The organism is Aeromonas sp. s13 (assembly GCF_040907905.1).
GTDB classification, from domain to species: Bacteria; Pseudomonadota; Gammaproteobacteria; order Enterobacterales; family Aeromonadaceae; genus Aeromonas; species Aeromonas veronii.
The window spans coordinates 96,088-112,832 of the sequence record NZ_JBFOCS010000040.1 but is presented as its reverse complement, the minus strand read 5'-3'; the positions used below and the strand labels follow the sequence as shown (position 1 = coordinate 112,832).

Below are 16,745 nucleotides of genomic sequence, written 5' to 3'. Positions count from 1 at the left end.
GGGGAAAAGCTTACAGTGCTCCCATGGTCTGCATCATCTGGTTCATGGTGGTGAATTGATTGAGGTAACGCTTGTAAACAGATTCCATCCGTTTATTCAGCGACTCCATTTTATCATCAAGTCGCTTTTGATTGGCTTCCAATGTGCTCTTGCGAGTGGCCATCACACCATTGGTCTTGGAGAAAGGATCGAGCGTCTTGCTCATCCGCTTGAGCAAACCGTCATCCCCCATCAGCGCCTTGCCCAGCAGTTCAGGGTCCTTCTCGAGCGACTTTTTGAAATCAGAGTCACTAAACACCAGCTTGCCCGACTTCTCAGTTTTGATACCAAGCTGAGTCAGGGTCATGCCAGCAGGAAGATTGCGAACCGCGTTGGCCAGCGCACCTTTCAAACCTCGCACCGTGGCATCAGAAGCCAGTACGCCTTTCGCCTTGATATCGGTGGATGTCTCTTTGTTCAACAGATCCAGCAACTCATTGTAACTATCAACAAATTTCTTCAATGAGCCGGTGACGGCTTCATTGTCATAAGCCACTGTCACCTGCATCGGGCCATCGGTTGGCTTTTGCACCTTGGTGAGATCCAGCGTCAGCCCTTCAACTACGTTTTCAATTTTGTTGGTAGGCGACTTGATCTCCAGCGCACCGTCACCAACCCCCATCTTGATGATGGAGTCCTGACCCGGTGTGATCACCTTGCCATTGATAAAAGCCTTGCCTAACGCAGAAGCCGGGTCGCCATCATAGGTGGGGGTAAACACCTTGGCTACTCCGCTCTCTTTGCTGGTCAGCACCAGGTTAACCTTGCCATCCGTGCGGATCAGGCTTGCCTTGACCCCAGGGTTATCCGCCGAATCATTTATCGCAGAAACCAGACTCTGGGCTGTCGCCCCCGCAGGCAAGGTCGCCAAGTCGATAGCAAACGCCTTGCCATCAAGGGTGAACGACACTTTGCCGGTGGTTGGCAATAGCGCCTTTTCATCTGCCAGTTGCACCCCGAACTGATGGGCCTGTGCAAGTTGCTTGACCTCAAAGTTATATTGCCCCGGGGTCGCCTTGCCATTGCTGGTGACCGTCATGATCCCCTCTTGTGAGAGGCTGGCTTTCTGGGCCTGCAACGCCGCCGGCTTGTTCAAATCTTTCAGCAGAGTCTGAAAGCTGGAGAGTTTGGAGTTAATGGATGACAGCGAACTCTGCTGCGCCTTGACATTGGCTAGCTGCCCCTTGAGCAGCTTGTCCATGTTCTTGCGCTCATTGGTCACCATATTCATCGCGGCTGAAGCGGGATCGACCTGCATATATCAACTCCTTCGGTATCAGGGCAAGACTTGCTTGTTGAAAAACGCTGTTTCGCCAGCACTTTTCAACCGGCAAGGGAAAGGAAAGAGGCCGCCACACAGGTAGCGGCCCTTATAGCGATTAACGCAGCAGACCGGTGACCATACCAGTCATCTGGTTTGCCTGACCCAGCACAGACATGCCAGCTTGCATCAGCATCTGGTTCTTGGTCATGTTGGTGCTTTCGGTGGCGAAATCGGCATCCATGATACGGCCCTTGGCGATATCGGTGTTCTCTTTCATGTTGGAGAGGTTGTTAACGGTGTGCTCCAGACGGTTGATATTGGCACCGAAAGCGGAACGTACGCTGGTGATATCCTGCATAAAGGATTCCAGCTCGCCGATGGCAGCCTGGGCATGCTTTTGTGACTTCAGACCGGTTTTCAGAGTCTCGGAATCCAGACCATCACCCACAGTCATTAATTTTGCAGTCGCGCCATCAAACGCTTTGGTAGCCTCATCCATAGCGGTTTTTTTAGGAACGATCGCCGTCTCTTGTGCTTCCAGCGCTTTTTTAGCGTTTGTTACTGCTGCTTGCAATCCACCAGTTTTGGCTGGATCGGTGTTATCCAACAGTGCCTTTTCAGCATCGGTCAGTGTCAGTTGCAGGGCTGGCAACTTATTATTTTCTGTATTGAAGTCGTCGGTAGCGGTTTTAAGCTCCCCCTGCTTGGTAGTAACATCGACTGAAATACCCTGCTCGGCGGCAGTCAGTGTTCTGCCCCCCACCACCTTCTTCAAGGTATCACCGATGGACACGGTCAGACGCTCGCCGTCAGCGCCACCGATCTGGAAGGTCACTTCACCCTTGGCGAACTTGCCGTTTTTGCTATCCAGCAGGTTTTCGCCACCGAAGGTGGTGTTGCTGGCGATATTTTTCAGCTCTTTGGTCAGCTCGCCAAATTCGGCGTTCATGGCGGCAATATCTTTCTCGCTGCTGGTGCCGTTGGCAGCCTGGGTAGCCAGATCCTTCATACGCTGAACGATATTGGTCATCTCGTCCATTGCACCTTCGGCAGTCTGCATCATGGAGATGGCATCCTGGGCATTGCGCATACCGATCTTCTGGCTGTTGGACTGGGATTGCAGGCGAGTAGCGATTTGCAGACCAGCGGCATCGTCAGCGGCAGAGTTGATGCGCAGACCGGTACCCAGACGCTGCATGGCTGTGCTGGCCAGCTTGTTGGTGGTGGTCAGTTGGTTCTGGGTAACCATGGACGCAAAGTTGGTATGAATTGACAGACTCATTTTCGTTTCCTCGAAATAGATGCTGCCACAGGCAGCGTTTGGGTTGACCCCAATGAAGAACGACCACAGCGTCGTGAAAATTAAATCTTTTTTTGCTGAACAGCAGTTTCTCTTGGCCCCCCCCATTCGGATGCGAAGAGTGGGCCCGCGAGCAGACAGCGTCATCACTAACACAAGAGGGCATCACAGAGATAAAAAAAACCGCACAAGTCAGCTTGTGCGGTTTTTTTACGAGGAGACAGCTCAGCACTATCAAGTGAGTAACGCAACCACCCCTTGCCGAGTGACATTGGCCTGCGCCAGCAGACCGGACATGGTGCCCATATAGCCGCCTTGTGAGAGGCGGGCGGCCAGAGAGGATTGCAACTGTGCCAGCTCCTCCTGTTTCAGGTTCTGACTGCGAGCCTTGACCTTGTCCAGTTGCAGCACCATCTTCTGGCGAAACTGTTTCAACTCCCGAACCGATTGCTCAATCTCGCCAAGTACTTTTTGCAGCCGCTGCCGCTCCTGACGGATCTCCCCTTTGACAATCCCTTCGGCCATGTGAGTCAGCGCTCCGGCCCTGGTCTTGAACTGCACCGGGATCGGGTTGCCAGCCGGGATACGAATCCCCTCGCCCCGGATCAGCACCGGCTCATCCAGTTTGCGGCGATGGGGTTCAGCAACGGAGAGTTCCAGCTTGCCCAACTCATTCAGCCGAGCCCGGATATGCTCTTTACGCAGCGCCCGATCGAGTATGGTTGCGACCTCCCCCTCTCGCGCTCCGGCCGGGATGGTCACCTCCACCGCACTACTGCTTTGGGGGAAAGAAAACACCAGTCGCTCAGTGCTTTTTTTGGCGCTTAATAAATCCAGATGCTCGGCACTGAACCGGGTGCGCAGTTCCTGAGGTGACGCAAGAAGTCTGGGCTTGAGCTCGTCAGTCAAAGGGCCTCTTGGTTGGGTGACTTTCTCTTCCAGCATTTTTAAGCGGTTGGCAACGTCACTGCTGGCCAGCTCACGCTGACCCAACTGGCGTTCCAGCCGCTTCAATTCGCCCCAAACCTGATTGAGTGCCTGTTCCCCACCCTGAGCATGGGCAATGCGCTGTTGCGCTGCGCCGATCAGGGCCCATCTATCCATCCGGATAATATTGGGGTGGCGCTCGTTCTGCTTTCGATTTTCCGGAGTGTGAGCCTGTGCAGTTGCGCGGCCCTGCAACTTGGGCTTTGCCTGCGCCTCGGCAACGCCCCCAAGACGGGTTTGCTGGATCTGCATCATGACTCCTTCACTCGTTACGGCATGTAGTTGAACAGGCTAAGGCCATTAACCTTGGCAAAAGCTTGCTGCTGCACCTGCAATGCCATCAGGACATGGGCCTGTCGGGTCGCGGCCTCGGCATAATCCAGCGACTCTATCTGGTTGCTCACTTCCTTGCTATAGACACCTTTCTCGGCATGGCTCTCGTCAATCTGATCCAGCAGATTGATCCGGGCACCAATCGTGCTCACCGCCTGGCTGATACTATCTTGCAGTGTCTGGCTGCGGCCGAGCATGGCTCGGGCTTGATCGACGGCGTCAGGTGCTGCGTCATTAATTGCCGTCACCATGCTATCGAGTCGTTTGAAAAAATCGTCAGGCTTCAGAAACAGCTGGTCAGCAGTCTGGTTCAAGCCCACAGTGACGCCGTTTGCAATACTGACCTCACGCACCAGATTGTCCCCCTGGTAGCTGTAGTCACCACTCGCCTGCTTTACCAATGCAGTCTGATCAACCTTGCTACCGGTAAAGAGGCTGGAGCCACTCTCGTTACGCGCATTGGCCAGATCCAGCAGACCATCCTTGATAATGGCGACCTCGCTGGCTACCGCTTTACGATCCGCATCCGACAAAGAGCCTGTTGCAGCTGTCTGGGTCAACTCCCGCAACCGCATCAGCATGTTGGTCATGGTTTCAAACTGCAGTTCCCCTTGAGAGAGCTGGCTCTTGGCGTTGGCAATATTTTTCTGGTACTGCGCCATCGCCACCTGCTCTTTCAGCAAGCCCAGCAGTTGCACACTACCAACAGGATCATCAGAGGGCTGAAGAATGCGTTTTTGCGTGGAGATTTGGCGATCGAGGCGGGCATATTCACCGAAGCCATGCTGCAAGTTGTCTAGCATGCTGAGCTGGATCTGGTTGGTACTGATGCGCATGGTCACCCTCCTCAGAACATATTCAGAATGGAATTGAAGAGTTGTTCCGAGGTGCTGATCACCTTGGCATTGGCCTGATAAGCCTTGGTGTAAGCCATCACTTTCACCCCTTCCTCATCGGTATTCACCCCGCTGACACTGCTCAGCTTGGCCGCCATCTGTTTTTCCATATTGGCATCGGCCTGCATGCTCGCTTTCGCCTGCCCGCTCTGCACCGCCATCTTGCCAAGCAGGGCACTATAGGCATCGTATTGGCCATTTTTTATCGTCAGCAGGTCCTGCAGGTTGCGGTTATCGCCCTTGCCACCACCGGCCTTGGCAAAAGCCAGGTCGTCTCCGGTAAAACCATCAGCCACCCGCAATGTTCCCAACGCATTGATGTAGTTACCATGGATATCTTTTGTTTCGTCAAAAGCGAATAGCCGTTTCCCGGTTACTCCATGAAGGTCAAAACCACCGGCCTGTTTATCATTGAAATCCTTTGCGAGCTTGCCCGCTATCTGATTCAGCGCCTCTCTGGTCGGCCGCAATACAGTGGTGCGATAATCCATCACACCCGCCAGCGAACCACCGTGCAATTTAGGAACTTCAAACGTCTGACCACCGAAAGCGAGGCTGAGTTTATCGCCAGCAAGCGCGAGAGTACTGCTGCTTCCCCCCAACACCAGCGGCTGTCCTTGCGGCAGGCTGATCGCGAAAGCGCCGTCACTCTGACGATTAACCCGCACTTCCATATAGGTCGACAACTCACGAACAACCTGTTCGCGACTATCTTCCAGCGCTGAGGTATTGACTCCCTTGGCGGCTTGATCGCCAATCTGGACATTCAATTCGGCCAGTTGTGACAGGTAGCTGTTCACTTGGGAAACAGTGCTGCTCAACTGATCGTCGATCTGTTTTTCCTGGGTAACCAGGCTCTCGTCCAGCTGGGTAAAGCGGTTGGCGAGCGCCCCAGCCGAGCTGACGATCTGGCTGCGCTGTGCCGGGGTTTCCGGACTGTCAAGCGCAGCACTGAGCGAGGCAAAAAAGCTGTCGAGCCCTTTTGCGATATTCATCGACTCACTGCCCAGCAACTGCTCTGTCGTATTGATGTACTGATGAAAGGCATAAGAAGAACCGGTGGCCGAACGGCTACGCCAGTGTTGAGCAACCAGATAGTCATCCGTTACCCTGCGTACCCCTGTCACCTCGACACCGGCACCATTATCCAACCGCCCGAAACCGGACAGACTGCCCATCATGGCTTCCTGACGGCTATACCCGATGGTATTGACGTTCGCGATATTCTGGGCGGTCAGGTTCAATGCAATCTGGGCTGCATTTAGTCCGCTGGCGCCGATATTGAGCAGTGACATCAGTCAACCTTCTTCATTTTTGCCGAGTTGAGAGGCTGGCTGAACGCAGCCAGGGTCTGCTGCTCTGAAGCGACCACCCCGTCCGGATTCTTTAATGACGGAGCTAGCTGGTTGACCATCTGCTCCCGCAGACCGATGCCACCTCGCTTGACCATGCTCATCGCCAACTGGCTGTCATACATATCACGATAGAGGGATTGCCCCTTGATGATCTTGTCGTCCTCATCCTGCAGGGCATCCGTCGCCGAGCGCATATGTTTGAGCACGGTTTGCAGAAAACTGACTTCAAACTGACCGGCTGCAGCATCCAGCGCGGCACGCTGATCCGGGTTGCTTTTGATTTGCTGCAATTCATTGAGATCCTGATAAAAACCGGGATCCGAGCTAATTCTGGTCATGATAGTCCTTAGATAACCACCAGCTCACCTTCGAGGGCGCCAGCCTCATTGAGCGCTTGCAAGATGGCCATGACATCATCGGGGGTTGCCCCGAGTGAATTGACAGCCTTGACGATCACTTCCAAGGAAGTGCCATCCGGCCAGACAAACATGTTGTTACGTTCCCGATCGACCTGGATCTTGGAGTTGGGGGTTGTCGTGGTCTGCCCATTGGAGAAGGCGTTGGGCTGACTGACCGTCTGACTCTCGCCAATGGTCACCGTCAGACTGCCATGACTGACTGCAGCCTTGTGAACCTTGACCCCCTGCCCCATCACCACAGTGCCGGTTCGGCTGTTGAAGACCACCTTCGGCCGCTCCTGACCCGGATCCACCTTGATATCTTCCAACAGAGCCATAAACGCGATGCGCTGGCTCTCGTCCCTGGGGGCTGCAACCTGAACCCGCCCGGCACTCACCGCTCGGGCGACCGGCCCCAGCTGATGGTTGATGGCGCGCTCCACATTGCGGGCTGTCTTGAAGTTGGGTTGGTGCAAATTGAGGGTCACTTCCGGCTTTTCGGCAAAATTGCTGACCACCTCTCGCTCGATGGTGGCGCCATTGGGGATAATCCCGGCTGTCGGCACGTTAATCGTGACCGATGAACCCGATTGCCCTTCCGCTTTCACACCGGCGACAACCAGATTGCCCTGCGCCACGGCATAGACTTCACCGTCGATACCACGCAGGGGGGTCAGCAGCAGAGAACCACCACGCAAACTCTTGGCATCACCAATGGAAGTCACGGTCACATCAAGCAACTGCCCCTTGCCAGCCAAAGCGGGTAGCGTGGCCTGGACCGAAACGGCTGCCACGTTCTTGAGCTTGGGATCGAGATCGTCCGGTAACTGCACACCAAACTGTTTGAGCATGTTGGCCATGGATTGGCCGGTAAATTTGACCTGGCTTTTGTCACCGGTCCCGGAGAGACCAACCACCAGACCATAACCTACCAGCTGGTTGGTTCTCAGCCCCTGTACATCGGCAATATCCAGCAAGGCTCGTTTGGCCGGTGCGGCAGCCTGACTCACCCAGGGCATGCTGAGACACAGCAGGGCGATAAACCATCTGTTCATGTGATTCCTCAAAATGGCGCAAACGCCGAGCTAAAGAAGCGGCCCAGCCACCCCATCTGGTTACTGTCGGCGAGGGCACCACGACCGGCATAGGTGATGCGGGCATCGGCAATGCGCTGGGACGAGATACGGTTACTCTGGTCAATATCTTCAACCCGAACCATGCCGCCCAAGCGGATATATTCATCCCCCTGATTGAGGCGGATCCACTTTTCACCGCGGATCCCCAACACACCGTTGGGCATCACTTCTGCCACGGTCACGGTAATGGAACCTGCCAGGGTATTCTGCTGACTGGAGGTCGCTCCACCATCAAAATCCCGATCCGCACTGAGGGCGGCCCCCCAGTCGGGGCGCAGTTTACCGCCAATAGAGGGGGCCGGCACATTCATGCTGCTGTTTTTGCTCATGCTGGTATTGGCTTTCTTGCTCGACTGGGTACGCTCTTCCAGCACAACGGTGAGAATGTCACCAACACGGTAAGCACGCCGATCCTGAAACAGGGTCATCATGTAGTTGCCACGATAGAGACCACCATCTTCGCCCTGCGCAGCCGCAGTCACCTTAGGACGGGATGGCGCCCATTTCTCGTCACCTGGCTCGGGCGCCTGCAGCTCATAGGTGGCACAGCCGCCCAACAGCAATACCAACCAGATATAACGCAGCATCGACTTCATCATTACAGTGCCTGAGTGACAAACTTGAGCATCTGGTCGGCGGAAGAGACCACCTTGGCATTCATCTCGTAAGCCCGCTGGGTCGTGATCATGTCAACCATCTCCTCGACCACGTTCACGTTGGAGCTCTCCAGCGTGAATTGCTTGACGGCCCCCATCGCCTCTTCACCCGGTACACCTTCAATGGGCTCACCGGACGCGCCGGTTGCACGGTAGAGGTTGCCACCAAGCGCTTCCAGACCGGCCGGGTTGGAGAAGTTGGTCAGGGTGATACGGCCCAGCTCGACGTTCTCTTGTTGACCCGGCAAAGATGCGCTGACAGTGCCGTCGGTACCAATGGAGATCTTGGTGGCGTTATCGGGGATCTGGATCTGCGGCACCATGGGCAAACCATCCGCGTTAACCAGCTGCCCCTCGGCATTGCGATGCCATTGACCATTACGGGTATAGGCCGTCTCGCCATCCGGGCGCTCAACCCCGAAGAAACCGGCACCAACCACCGCCATATCCAGCTCCTGATTGGTATTCTGGAATTGGCCGGAGGTGAAGACCTTCTGGGTACCCACCACCCGCACACCATTACCCATCTGAATACCGATAGGCGCCAAATTCTGCTGATCCTGCTGGGCACCTGGCTGGCGCTGCACCTGATAAAAGAGATCTTCAAACGCTACCCGATCACGCTTGAAGCCGACCGTGTTCACGTTAGCCAGGTTGTTGGAGATACTGGACATCTTGGCATCTTGTGCCGACAGACCTGTTTTACTGACCCATAATGCTGCGTGCATTGTTATTCCACCTTGTTCATCAAGCCCAATCCATAAAGGAGTGGCCAGATACCGGACATCAGCCCGATACCATCAATCTCAACCCTGACCGGAAATCAATTTGGCCCCTTGACGAGCCTGATCATCCGCCGCTTTCATCAACTTGACCTGCAGTTCGAAATTGCGGGTCAATGACATACTGCTGACCAGCTCATCCACAGCATTGACGTTGGCCCCTTCCAGAAAGCCGGATGCCATCACCACCTGTTCGCTGCTTTCGGCATCCCCCCCCTGGCGCATCCGGAACAGACCATCGTGGCCTTTTACCAGCTCAGCCGGATCAGGATTGACCAGTTTCAGACGCCCCACATCGAGCCGGGCGCCACCCCCCGGAGGAGTGATACTCAGGGTGCCATCCTTGCCGAAACTGATGTCACGATAAGCGGGCAGCACCAGCTCGCCCCCCTCCCCCAGCACCGGCCGACCATTGAGGGTCAACAGCCCGTCGGCATCGGCCTCCAGATTACCAGCGCGGGTATAAGCCTCTTTGCCATCAGGCGTCTGCACCGCCAGAAAACCCTCGCCACGAATCGCCACATCCAGCTTGCGACCGGTCTGCATCAGAGGGCCAGCTTTGAAGTTGGTCCCGGCCATCTCTTCTCTGGCCATCACTCGGCTCTGGTAACCATCGCCCGTCAGGGCATAAGCCGAAACCCGCTCAAAGTCAGCCCGAAAACCGGCGGTATTGACGTTGGCCAGGTTATTGGCCCGGATTTGCTGGGCCATCAGGGTATGCTGCGCCCCGGACATGGCGGTGTAGATAAGCTTTTCCACGGGTTACCCTTAGAAGGAGTTGAACAGAACCTGGGTCATCTTGTCAGCGGAACTGATGGTCTTGGCGTTGGCCTGATAGTTACGCTGGGAAGTCATCAGGCTTACCAGTTCACCGGTCAGATCCACGTTGGAGCTCTCATAGGCCCCGGCGGTCAGCTTGCCCATGGTGCCGGTTCCCGGCGCCCCCAGTACCGGCTGGCCGGAACTGAACGACTGTTGCCAGGTGGTGTTGTTGGTCTGCAGCAGACCATTGGGATTGGTGAAGTTCGCCATCACGACCTGCCCCTGCAACAGGCTCTGACCGTTGGTAAAGGTGGCATAGACACCACCATCGGCATCAACCCGCACACCGGTCAGGTCACCTGCGGTATAACCATTGGACTGGTTGCGGGTAGCGTTGAAGTCAGAGGCATACTGGCTCACCTTGCTGATATCCACTGCCAGCGTGATATCTACAGCCCCTGGCGCATTAAGGGTCAACTTGGGCATTTTTTCAGCAGCAGGCGCATTCAATGTGCCGTTTTTGGTGAATTCCAGATCCGTTTTTGCAGCCAGATCACTACCATCGAGGGTGTAATGTACTGTCCACTTGTTCTCATCGGTCTTGACAAAATACTGGGTCAGGCTGTGCTCACTGCCGAGGGAGTCGTACACCTTGCTGGTCTGGGAGTAGTTATAGGTTTCCGAATTATCTTTGTTGAACACCTGGGTAATCTTGCTGGCATCCGCTTTTAGGTTCGCCACAAACTCCAGCTTGTCGGATGCCTTGGCTGGCAGGCTGCCCGCCTTGACCTGAATATCCCCGACCACACCAGATTGCAGTTTGCCCGCGTCATCCGTGGTATAACCCTGCAGACGGGTACCACTCGCCGTGGTCAGGTAGTTACCGCTATCACGCTGGAACATGCCAGCTCTGGTGTAGGAGGTTTGTCCGCTGCCATCTTTCAGCACGAAGAAACCACTGCCAGAAATCGCCAGATCCAACCCGCGCCCGGTGCGCATCACATCACCGTTGCGATCAAAGTTCTGGGAGACGTTGTTCATCTCGACACCGCCAGCCTGACCACCACCATAGATGGCAGCAAACTCGGCACGGCTGGATTTGAAGCCCGCGGTGCTGGCGTTAGCAACGTTGTTACTGATAACGCTCAATTCCTGGTTTACGGCGCGCAGGCCGCTCAATCCGATACTGAAAGACACTGTGTCGCTCCTATCTAATTACGCTGATTTGCCGAACTGGATTGCACTGAACAGCGGGACATCGCCCACACCGGCAACCTGCAGCATGATTTCTCCCGTACCGGGCAAAGCAACACGTTCTACCTTGCTCGCTACATAATTTTTGGTCGCCACCAAGGTCTTGCCCGCCGAGGCCTTGACCTCAAAGTGGTACTCTCCGGCAGGAAGGGGGGGCAGTTCATAATCCAGCCCGCCCGCCTTGCTCTCACCCCAACTCTTGCTGGCCACCAGCACGCCGTGCTGGTCATACACTTTGAGATCCACTTGCTCCGCCGCACCTTGCAGCTCGATTTGACCGCGGACCTTGTGCTCTTGCTGTTGTTTAAGGGTTTTGCTCGGCACCATGACCTCTTTGTCGACCAAAGCGGTACTCTGCAACACCTGCTGGGTATCCATCTTGGTGTTGCTCTGTAGCTGAAGCTTCTTCAGTCCTTCGACGCCCTCTACCATGCTGAACTGGGCCAGCTGGGCAACATACTGGGCTCCATCAAGTGGGTTGGTGGGATCCTGGTTCTGGATCTGCGCCACCATCATCTGCAGGAATTCGTTACGCAGTTGCATCCCGCTATTCTGATTGGCTTGCGTTTCCTGAGCAGCACCGGCGCCATTGCTGACGATCTTGGGGTCAGCAACAGCCTGACCCGTACCACGCGCCGTATCCAGACTGCTTATCTGTGGCAGACTCATGGGCTTAGGCTCCCTGACCAAGACGCAGCAAACCTTGCTGCATACTGTTGATCCGGTTGATCACCTCCACCGAGGTTTCAAAACCGCGAGAGGCGCTCATCATGTCAGCCATCTCTTCCACCACGTTGACGTTGGAGTAGTAGACAAAGCCATCCTGATCGGCCATCGGGTTGGTCGGCTCCAGCCGTTTCTCTACCTGACGGTCGGACTGCACGATACCCGCCACTTGCACCGATGCAGCGCCGAGGCCATCGGCATCCTGAATCTTCTGATAGAGAGTGGAAAAAACCGGCTTGATGGCTCGAAACGCGGCGTCTTCACTGGCGGCCGCGCTATCCACGTTGGCCAGGTTGGAGGCAACGGTATCCAGCCGCACGGTCTGGGCGCGCATGGCACTGCCGGCGATGTCATAAATCTTGTTGAACGACATGGTTAACGGCCCTCGATCGCCTTGGCGATCCCGGTAATCTTCATATTGAGGAAAGTGAGACTGGTCTGAAAATCGGTGGCGTTGTTGGCAAATTTGCCCTGCTCAACCCCCAATTCGGCGGTATTGCCATCCATGGAGACCTGATAAGGAATGCGATAGAGGGGGTGACGCATATCGTCACGCATGGCGCCCTGGCTGATGGCCTGACTCTCCTCGCCCGCAGCAACTTGCTGCGCGACACGGCCCAGAATCGTCTTATAATCGACATCCCGAGCCAGATAGCCCGGTGTATCCACGTTGGCCAGATTTCCCGCCAGAATACGCGCCCGCTCCGCCCTGACATCGAGGGCATAAGGGTGTACGCCGAGGGCGCTGTCAAATGAGATACTCATGCTTCATCCTTTATCGTTCACTCAGACCGGGGTTACCCTTATCAAGACTCATGCCAACCATGAAGATACCTAGTTTCAAGCGGTTACCATGCACCATCCGCCGCAAGCAGATGAGAAATGAGGAAGTGCGACTTCCCGTGTGGAAATGGAGTGGCATCCTCTGGCTACTGCTGAGCGCATTCGCGGACGGTGCCCCGCAGGTGCAAAGCACCATGCTTGAACAGTTGCTTGAACAAGATGCCCGCCAGAGTCTTGATGACTACATCACCCAGCAGGGATGGCCTGTAACCACAGGAGAATTTCGAGTCTGGCTTGCCCCTTCCGCCGAGCACCTTCCTCCCTGTCCCTCACAGTCACTCTCGTTACAAGCAGGTGGCCAGTATCGGCAACCCTGGGGACGACGCCCCTATCTCATCGAATGCACAGATCCCGCCTGGCAAGTGCGCGGGCGGGTAGAGGTCTCGCTACTGTTGCCGGTCTGGGTTGCTGCACGGGATATCGCAAAAGGTCAGGGCATCAGCGCCAGCGATCTGGTGGAGAAAGAGTTGGATGTCAGCCGCATACAGCGCGGGTTCACCCCGAGTAATCACTCCCTGCTGGGCCATAAAAGCAACCGGCATCTGAGAAGCGGGCAACTCATCGGTGAGCTGGACTTACAAAAAAGTTGGGCGGTCAAACAGGGGGAAGGGGTACTAATTCGTGCAGGGAAAGGTGAGTTCTCCGCCACAACCAGAGGGGAGGCCCTCGATAATGGCGGAATAGGCGAGGGGATCAGAGTGAAAAATCTTAGCTCTGGCAAGCAGATACAGGCATGGGTGACTGATATAGGGGAAGTTGAAACCCGTTTTTGAACCAAGATCGCAATTTGATTCAAGTTCGACAAGCCTTGGGTCGCTTGTCATAAACAGACCATCAGGAATTTATGTTATGAAAATTACCCGTACTGACTCGCTCTATATTCAAAACCAGTCTGGCCGCAAACCGGATGTGACGGCCAAACCGGAAACCAAATCTTCACAGTCATCCGAAGCCCGGATCAGCAGCACAGCGCAGTCAGTAGCCAACGCCCGCAGCCAGCTGGCCACCACATCCGACGTCGACATGGACAAGGTCAACGAGATCCGCAAAGCCATCAGTGAAGGCAAACTGGAGATCGATCTGGATGCGCTGGGTCAGGCCATTCTGGATATGCATCGCCGATGAGCGTGGATACCAAGGCCACCGTCAAGGCATTGATCCTCGGGATCCAGCAGGATAACGGCCACTACACCGAGCTTACAGCCTTGTTGCTGCGCCAACATGCACTGCTGGCAAGCCATGATGTCGATGGCCTGCAAGTCCATAACGAGCAGCAGACAGCGCTGATGGCCAAGGTGACACAACAGGCAAAGTTACGCTGCCAGCAGCTGCAGACATTGGGCCTCAAACCCGATGAGAAGGGGATGGCCACCCTGATAGCCAAGCTGCCACTTCCCCTGCGCACCACGGTAACCAATCAATGGCAACAGCTTGAACAGCTGCTGCACCAGTGTCTGCGCCAGAATGATCTCAATGGCCGCCTGCTGGCAGGCCAGATGGAGACGATTCATTCGCTGTTGGGACAAGAGTCAGGTTATCGCGACCCGGACAGCATCACAGATTAACCTTCCGTCTTACTCTTTGCGGGTCAGGTGACGCAAACTCGCCAGCTCATCCAGCTGCAGTTGATCCCGCCTCTCCTGCTGCTGGCGAGCAACATCATCACGTCTTGCCAGCAATAGCTCCAGCCCCTTGACCCGCCCGAACTGCCGGACAAGTTCCCCTTCGTGGCGCTCCAGATCCAGTCTGGCCAGCGCAGATTGCTGCACCTGATGGGAGAGCAAGCGGCGCAACTGGCCATCCATCTGTTGCTTGTTTTGCCATAGCAAAGGGTGAAACTTGTCGGAACCGGGCCGCAGCGAGGAGATCACTTCCTGCAATTTGTGTGCTCGCTGCTCTTCCCGCAACGCCAGCTCCCGCAAACGCTGACGCTCAGCACCAAGATTTTCCAGCTCTTCCTGTTGCAACCCCAGATAAGACTTCAGCATAACGAATCCTTATCCCTGCCCCAGCACCTGCTTGAGACCAACCATCACCTGTTCAAAGGCCATCTCTTCATGCAAGCCTTGCTGCAGGAATGCGGCAATCCCCGGATAACGCTGAACAGCCTCATCCATCTGCGGATCGGCCCCGGGTTGATAACCGCCCAGTGGCAGCAGTTCACGCACCTGCTGATAGCGTCCCCACAGCTGGCGCAAGGTGACCGCCAGCTTTTGCCATTCGGCAGGCACGACTTGTGGCATAACCCGACTGACCGAGGCACCGATATCGATGGCTGGATAGTGGCCCTCTTCCGCAAGACGGCGGGTCAGCACGATATGACCATCGAGAATGGCGCGCGCCGCATCGACCACCGGATCCTGTTGGTCATCCCCTTCCGCCAGCACGGTGTAGAACGCACTCAAACTGCCATCCGGATGCGTGCCGTTACCGGCTCGCTCCACCAGCTGGGTCAGCATGCTGAATACCGAGGGTGGATAACCCCTGGTGGCAGGAGGTTCACCGATGGCCAGCGCGATTTCCCGCTGCGCCTGGGCATAGCGAGTCAGTGAATCCATCAGCAGCAGCACATCCTGCCCCTGCTCACGGAAATACTCGGCAATCCGGTGGCATAGCTGGGCCGCTCGCAGCCGCATCAGGGGAGATTGATCCGCTGGCGCCGCAATGACCACGGCGCGAGCCAGACCATCGGCCCCCAGACTGTGTTCGATGAATTCGCGCACTTCACGGCCCCGCTCACCAATCAGCCCCACCACCACAATCTGGGCTGCAGTATTGCGGGTCATCATGCCCAGCAACATACTCTTGCCGACCCCCGAGCCGGCGAACAGCCCCAAGCGCTGGCCCTTGCCAACCGTCAGCAGGCCATTGATGGCGCGGATACCGACATCCAGCGGTTCACGTACCGGAGTTCGCAATAGCGGATTGGGGGGAAGAGCAAACAGGGGGACACTGTCACCAACATCGGGTAACGGCTGCCCGTCGAGGGGCTGCAGCAGGCCATCGAGTACCCGCCCCAGCAGATGACAACCAAGCCGAACGGTTTCCTCCCCATCGATCGGTTCGACCTGAGCTCCCGCGAAGAGGCCACTCATCGGCTGCAGCGGCATCAGGTAAGAGATATCCCGGTTAAAACCGACCACCTCGGCCAGCAAGGGGGCGCCACTTGCCGTGCTGACACGACAACGCTGCCCCATCACCAGTTGGCAGCCGACTACCTCGAGAGTCAAGCCGGTCACTCGCACCAACCGGCCAAAACGACGAAACGCGGGCAGTTCATCAAGATTATCCAGCGCACTGGTCAGTGCCTGCTGCAAGGCTTCATGCATCTTGCGGCACGTCCAGCGAGCTGTTGAGCTGTTCGATGCAGGTTGCCAGACGGGAGCTGGTGCTTACCTCGACGACGGCAGCGCGCGTTTCGATACGGGCATCGCCTACCCCAAGTGCTGCATCAACTTGTAATGGCCACCCTTCGCAGCGAGTCACCCCCTGCTCGGCGAGTCGCTGTCGATCTCCCTCGTTGAGGTAGATCACCAGCTCTTCCGACCCACTCGGCAAGGTAGCCAGCGCCTGCTCGACCTGATTCATCACCTGCTGCGGATTGAGGGTGAACTCGGCCATGATGACCCGCTTGGCCACCTGCGCCACCAGCTGGGCAATCAGCTCTTTCTGCTCGGCCATTCGGGCCCGGCTCAGTGACTCCCACTGCTCTTGCAGCTTGGCAAATGGCACCATTGCCTGTTCGAAGGCAGCGCGTCCCTCCGAAAGGCCCTGAGCAAACCCGCGAGTTTGCCCTTGTTGCAAACCGGTGCTCTCGCCTTCCTGCAGGCCGCTAGTCAGCCCTTGCTGATAGCCGGCCTGATAACCTTCGTCATGACCTTGCTCCAGCCCCTGCTGATAGCCGAATTCAAACTGTTCTTGCTGACTCCGGGCCTCTTCCCCACTCTGACCGAGCGCAGGGAAACGATACAGACGGGTCGCCCCAGGCATCAATTTGCGCACATTGTGACTCAT

General features: G+C 56.2%; 20 protein-coding genes and 1 pseudogene. 3 read left to right on the top strand and 18 right to left on the bottom strand.

All coding sequences use genetic code 11. The features are described 5' to 3' along the window. Nucleotides 1–10 precede the first annotated feature (10 nt). The 15 genes and pseudogenes from lafB to lfgB all read right to left on the bottom strand — a co-directional run bounded on the left by lafB (nucleotide 11) and on the right by lfgB (nucleotide 12,653). Nucleotides 11–1,297: a lateral flagellar capping protein LafB gene (lafB, locus tag AB5Y82_RS07175; protein WP_368173802.1), complete on the bottom strand. Its 1,287-nt coding sequence runs from the start codon at nucleotides 1,295–1,297 to the stop codon at nucleotides 11–13. A 121-nt stretch (nucleotides 1,298–1,418) separates the two neighbouring features. Then, nucleotides 1,419–1,661 (bottom strand): flagellin, encoded by a 243-nt coding sequence (locus AB5Y82_RS07170; protein ID WP_232297811.1) that lies wholly within the window; start codon nucleotides 1,659–1,661, stop codon nucleotides 1,419–1,421. Nucleotides 1,662–2,099: 438 nt separating this feature from the next. Next, nucleotides 2,100–2,585: pseudogene (locus AB5Y82_RS07165) on the bottom strand (Lateral flagellin); the annotation flags it as partial. Nucleotides 2,586–2,837: 252 nt separating this feature from the next. Further along, nucleotides 2,838–3,842, bottom strand: coding sequence for a hypothetical protein (locus AB5Y82_RS07160; RefSeq protein ID WP_139494816.1), 1,005 nt, complete (start codon nucleotides 3,840–3,842; stop codon nucleotides 2,838–2,840). A gap of 17 nt (nucleotides 3,843–3,859) precedes the next feature. After that, complete coding sequence (gene lfgL / locus AB5Y82_RS07155) at nucleotides 3,860–4,759, bottom strand: lateral flagellar hook-associated protein LfgL (protein WP_368173801.1); 900 nt, start codon at nucleotides 4,757–4,759, stop codon at nucleotides 3,860–3,862. A gap of 11 nt (nucleotides 4,760–4,770) precedes the next feature. After that, nucleotides 4,771–6,114 (bottom strand): lateral flagellar hook-associated protein LfgK, encoded by a 1,344-nt coding sequence (gene lfgK, locus AB5Y82_RS07150; RefSeq protein WP_047438681.1) that lies wholly within the window; start codon nucleotides 6,112–6,114, stop codon nucleotides 4,771–4,773. Beyond that, nucleotides 6,114–6,512, bottom strand: a complete 399-nt coding sequence (locus tag AB5Y82_RS07145; protein ID WP_005336207.1) for a rod-binding protein — start codon at nucleotides 6,510–6,512, stop codon at nucleotides 6,114–6,116. The genes lfgK and AB5Y82_RS07145 overlap by 1 nt, the downstream gene beginning before the upstream one ends. 8 nt (nucleotides 6,513–6,520) lie before the next feature. Then, entirely contained in the window at nucleotides 6,521–7,627 is a 1,107-nt protein-coding gene (gene fgIL, locus AB5Y82_RS07140) for a lateral flagellar basal body P-ring FlgIL (protein WP_139440290.1), read from the bottom strand. Between the two features lie 8 nt (nucleotides 7,628–7,635). Beyond that, a complete protein-coding gene (flgH, locus tag AB5Y82_RS07135; RefSeq protein ID WP_047438686.1) occupies nucleotides 7,636–8,307 on the bottom strand; it encodes a flagellar basal body L-ring protein FlgH in 672 nt (223 codons plus the stop codon). Then, on the bottom strand, nucleotides 8,307–9,092 hold the full coding sequence (gene lfgG, locus AB5Y82_RS07130) for a lateral flagellar basal-body rod protein LfgG (protein WP_127006221.1): 786 nt from the start codon (nucleotides 9,090–9,092) through the stop codon (nucleotides 8,307–8,309). The genes flgH and lfgG overlap by 1 nt, the downstream gene beginning before the upstream one ends. A gap of 78 nt (nucleotides 9,093–9,170) precedes the next feature. Beyond that, nucleotides 9,171–9,905, bottom strand: coding sequence for a lateral flagellar basal-body rod protein LfgF (lfgF, locus tag AB5Y82_RS07125; protein WP_005336213.1), 735 nt, complete (start codon nucleotides 9,903–9,905; stop codon nucleotides 9,171–9,173). Between the two features lie 9 nt (nucleotides 9,906–9,914). Further along, nucleotides 9,915–11,105, bottom strand: a complete 1,191-nt coding sequence (gene flgEL, locus AB5Y82_RS07120) for a lateral flagellar hook protein FlgEL (RefSeq protein ID WP_368149910.1) — start codon at nucleotides 11,103–11,105, stop codon at nucleotides 9,915–9,917. 18 nt (nucleotides 11,106–11,123) lie between these two features. Further along, on the bottom strand, nucleotides 11,124–11,831 hold the full coding sequence (locus AB5Y82_RS07115; RefSeq protein ID WP_368149909.1) for a flagellar hook assembly protein FlgD: 708 nt from the start codon (nucleotides 11,829–11,831) through the stop codon (nucleotides 11,124–11,126). A gap of 4 nt (nucleotides 11,832–11,835) precedes the next feature. Beyond that, nucleotides 11,836–12,261 carry a lateral flagellar basal body rod protein FlgCL gene (gene flgCL / locus AB5Y82_RS07110; protein ID WP_019444815.1) on the bottom strand — a complete coding sequence of 142 codons (426 nt, stop codon included), beginning with the start codon at nucleotides 12,259–12,261 and terminating at the stop codon, nucleotides 11,836–11,838. Nucleotides 12,262–12,263: 2 nt separating this feature from the next. Beyond that, complete coding sequence (gene lfgB / locus AB5Y82_RS07105; RefSeq protein WP_019444816.1) at nucleotides 12,264–12,653, bottom strand: lateral flagellar basal body rod protein LfgB; 390 nt, start codon at nucleotides 12,651–12,653, stop codon at nucleotides 12,264–12,266. Nucleotides 12,654–12,865: 212 nt separating this feature from the next. Here lfgB and flgA point away from each other — a divergent pair, with 212 nt between their 5' ends. The 3 genes from flgA to AB5Y82_RS07090 all read left to right on the top strand — a co-directional run bounded on the left by flgA (nucleotide 12,866) and on the right by AB5Y82_RS07090 (nucleotide 14,296). After that, nucleotides 12,866–13,504: a flagellar basal body P-ring formation chaperone FlgA gene (gene flgA, locus AB5Y82_RS07100; protein WP_368149908.1), complete on the top strand. Its 639-nt coding sequence runs from the start codon at nucleotides 12,866–12,868 to the stop codon at nucleotides 13,502–13,504. Between the two features lie 76 nt (nucleotides 13,505–13,580). After that, entirely contained in the window at nucleotides 13,581–13,856 is a 276-nt protein-coding gene (flgM, locus tag AB5Y82_RS07095; protein ID WP_236341175.1) for a flagellar biosynthesis anti-sigma factor FlgM, read from the top strand. Continuing rightward, nucleotides 13,853–14,296, top strand: coding sequence for a flagellar protein FlgN (locus tag AB5Y82_RS07090; RefSeq protein ID WP_021231854.1), 444 nt, complete (start codon nucleotides 13,853–13,855; stop codon nucleotides 14,294–14,296). Before flgM ends, AB5Y82_RS07090 begins: the two co-directional genes overlap by 4 nt. A gap of 9 nt (nucleotides 14,297–14,305) precedes the next feature. Here AB5Y82_RS07090 and lfiJ read toward each other — a convergent pair whose 3' ends face one another. The 3 genes from lfiJ to lfiH are packed head-to-tail and all read right to left on the bottom strand — an operon-like array spanning nucleotide 14,306 to nucleotide 16,745. Next, nucleotides 14,306–14,719, bottom strand: coding sequence for a lateral flagellar protein LfiJ (gene lfiJ / locus AB5Y82_RS07085; protein WP_019444820.1), 414 nt, complete (start codon nucleotides 14,717–14,719; stop codon nucleotides 14,306–14,308). 9 nt (nucleotides 14,720–14,728) lie between these two features. Then, nucleotides 14,729–16,060: a lateral flagellar FliI-like assembly ATPase LfiI gene (gene lfiI, locus AB5Y82_RS07080; protein ID WP_201986373.1), complete on the bottom strand. Its 1,332-nt coding sequence runs from the start codon at nucleotides 16,058–16,060 to the stop codon at nucleotides 14,729–14,731. Continuing rightward, complete coding sequence (gene lfiH, locus AB5Y82_RS07075; protein WP_118854511.1) at nucleotides 16,053–16,745, bottom strand: lateral flagellar assembly protein FliH; 693 nt, start codon at nucleotides 16,743–16,745, stop codon at nucleotides 16,053–16,055. The genes lfiI and lfiH overlap by 8 nt, the downstream gene beginning before the upstream one ends.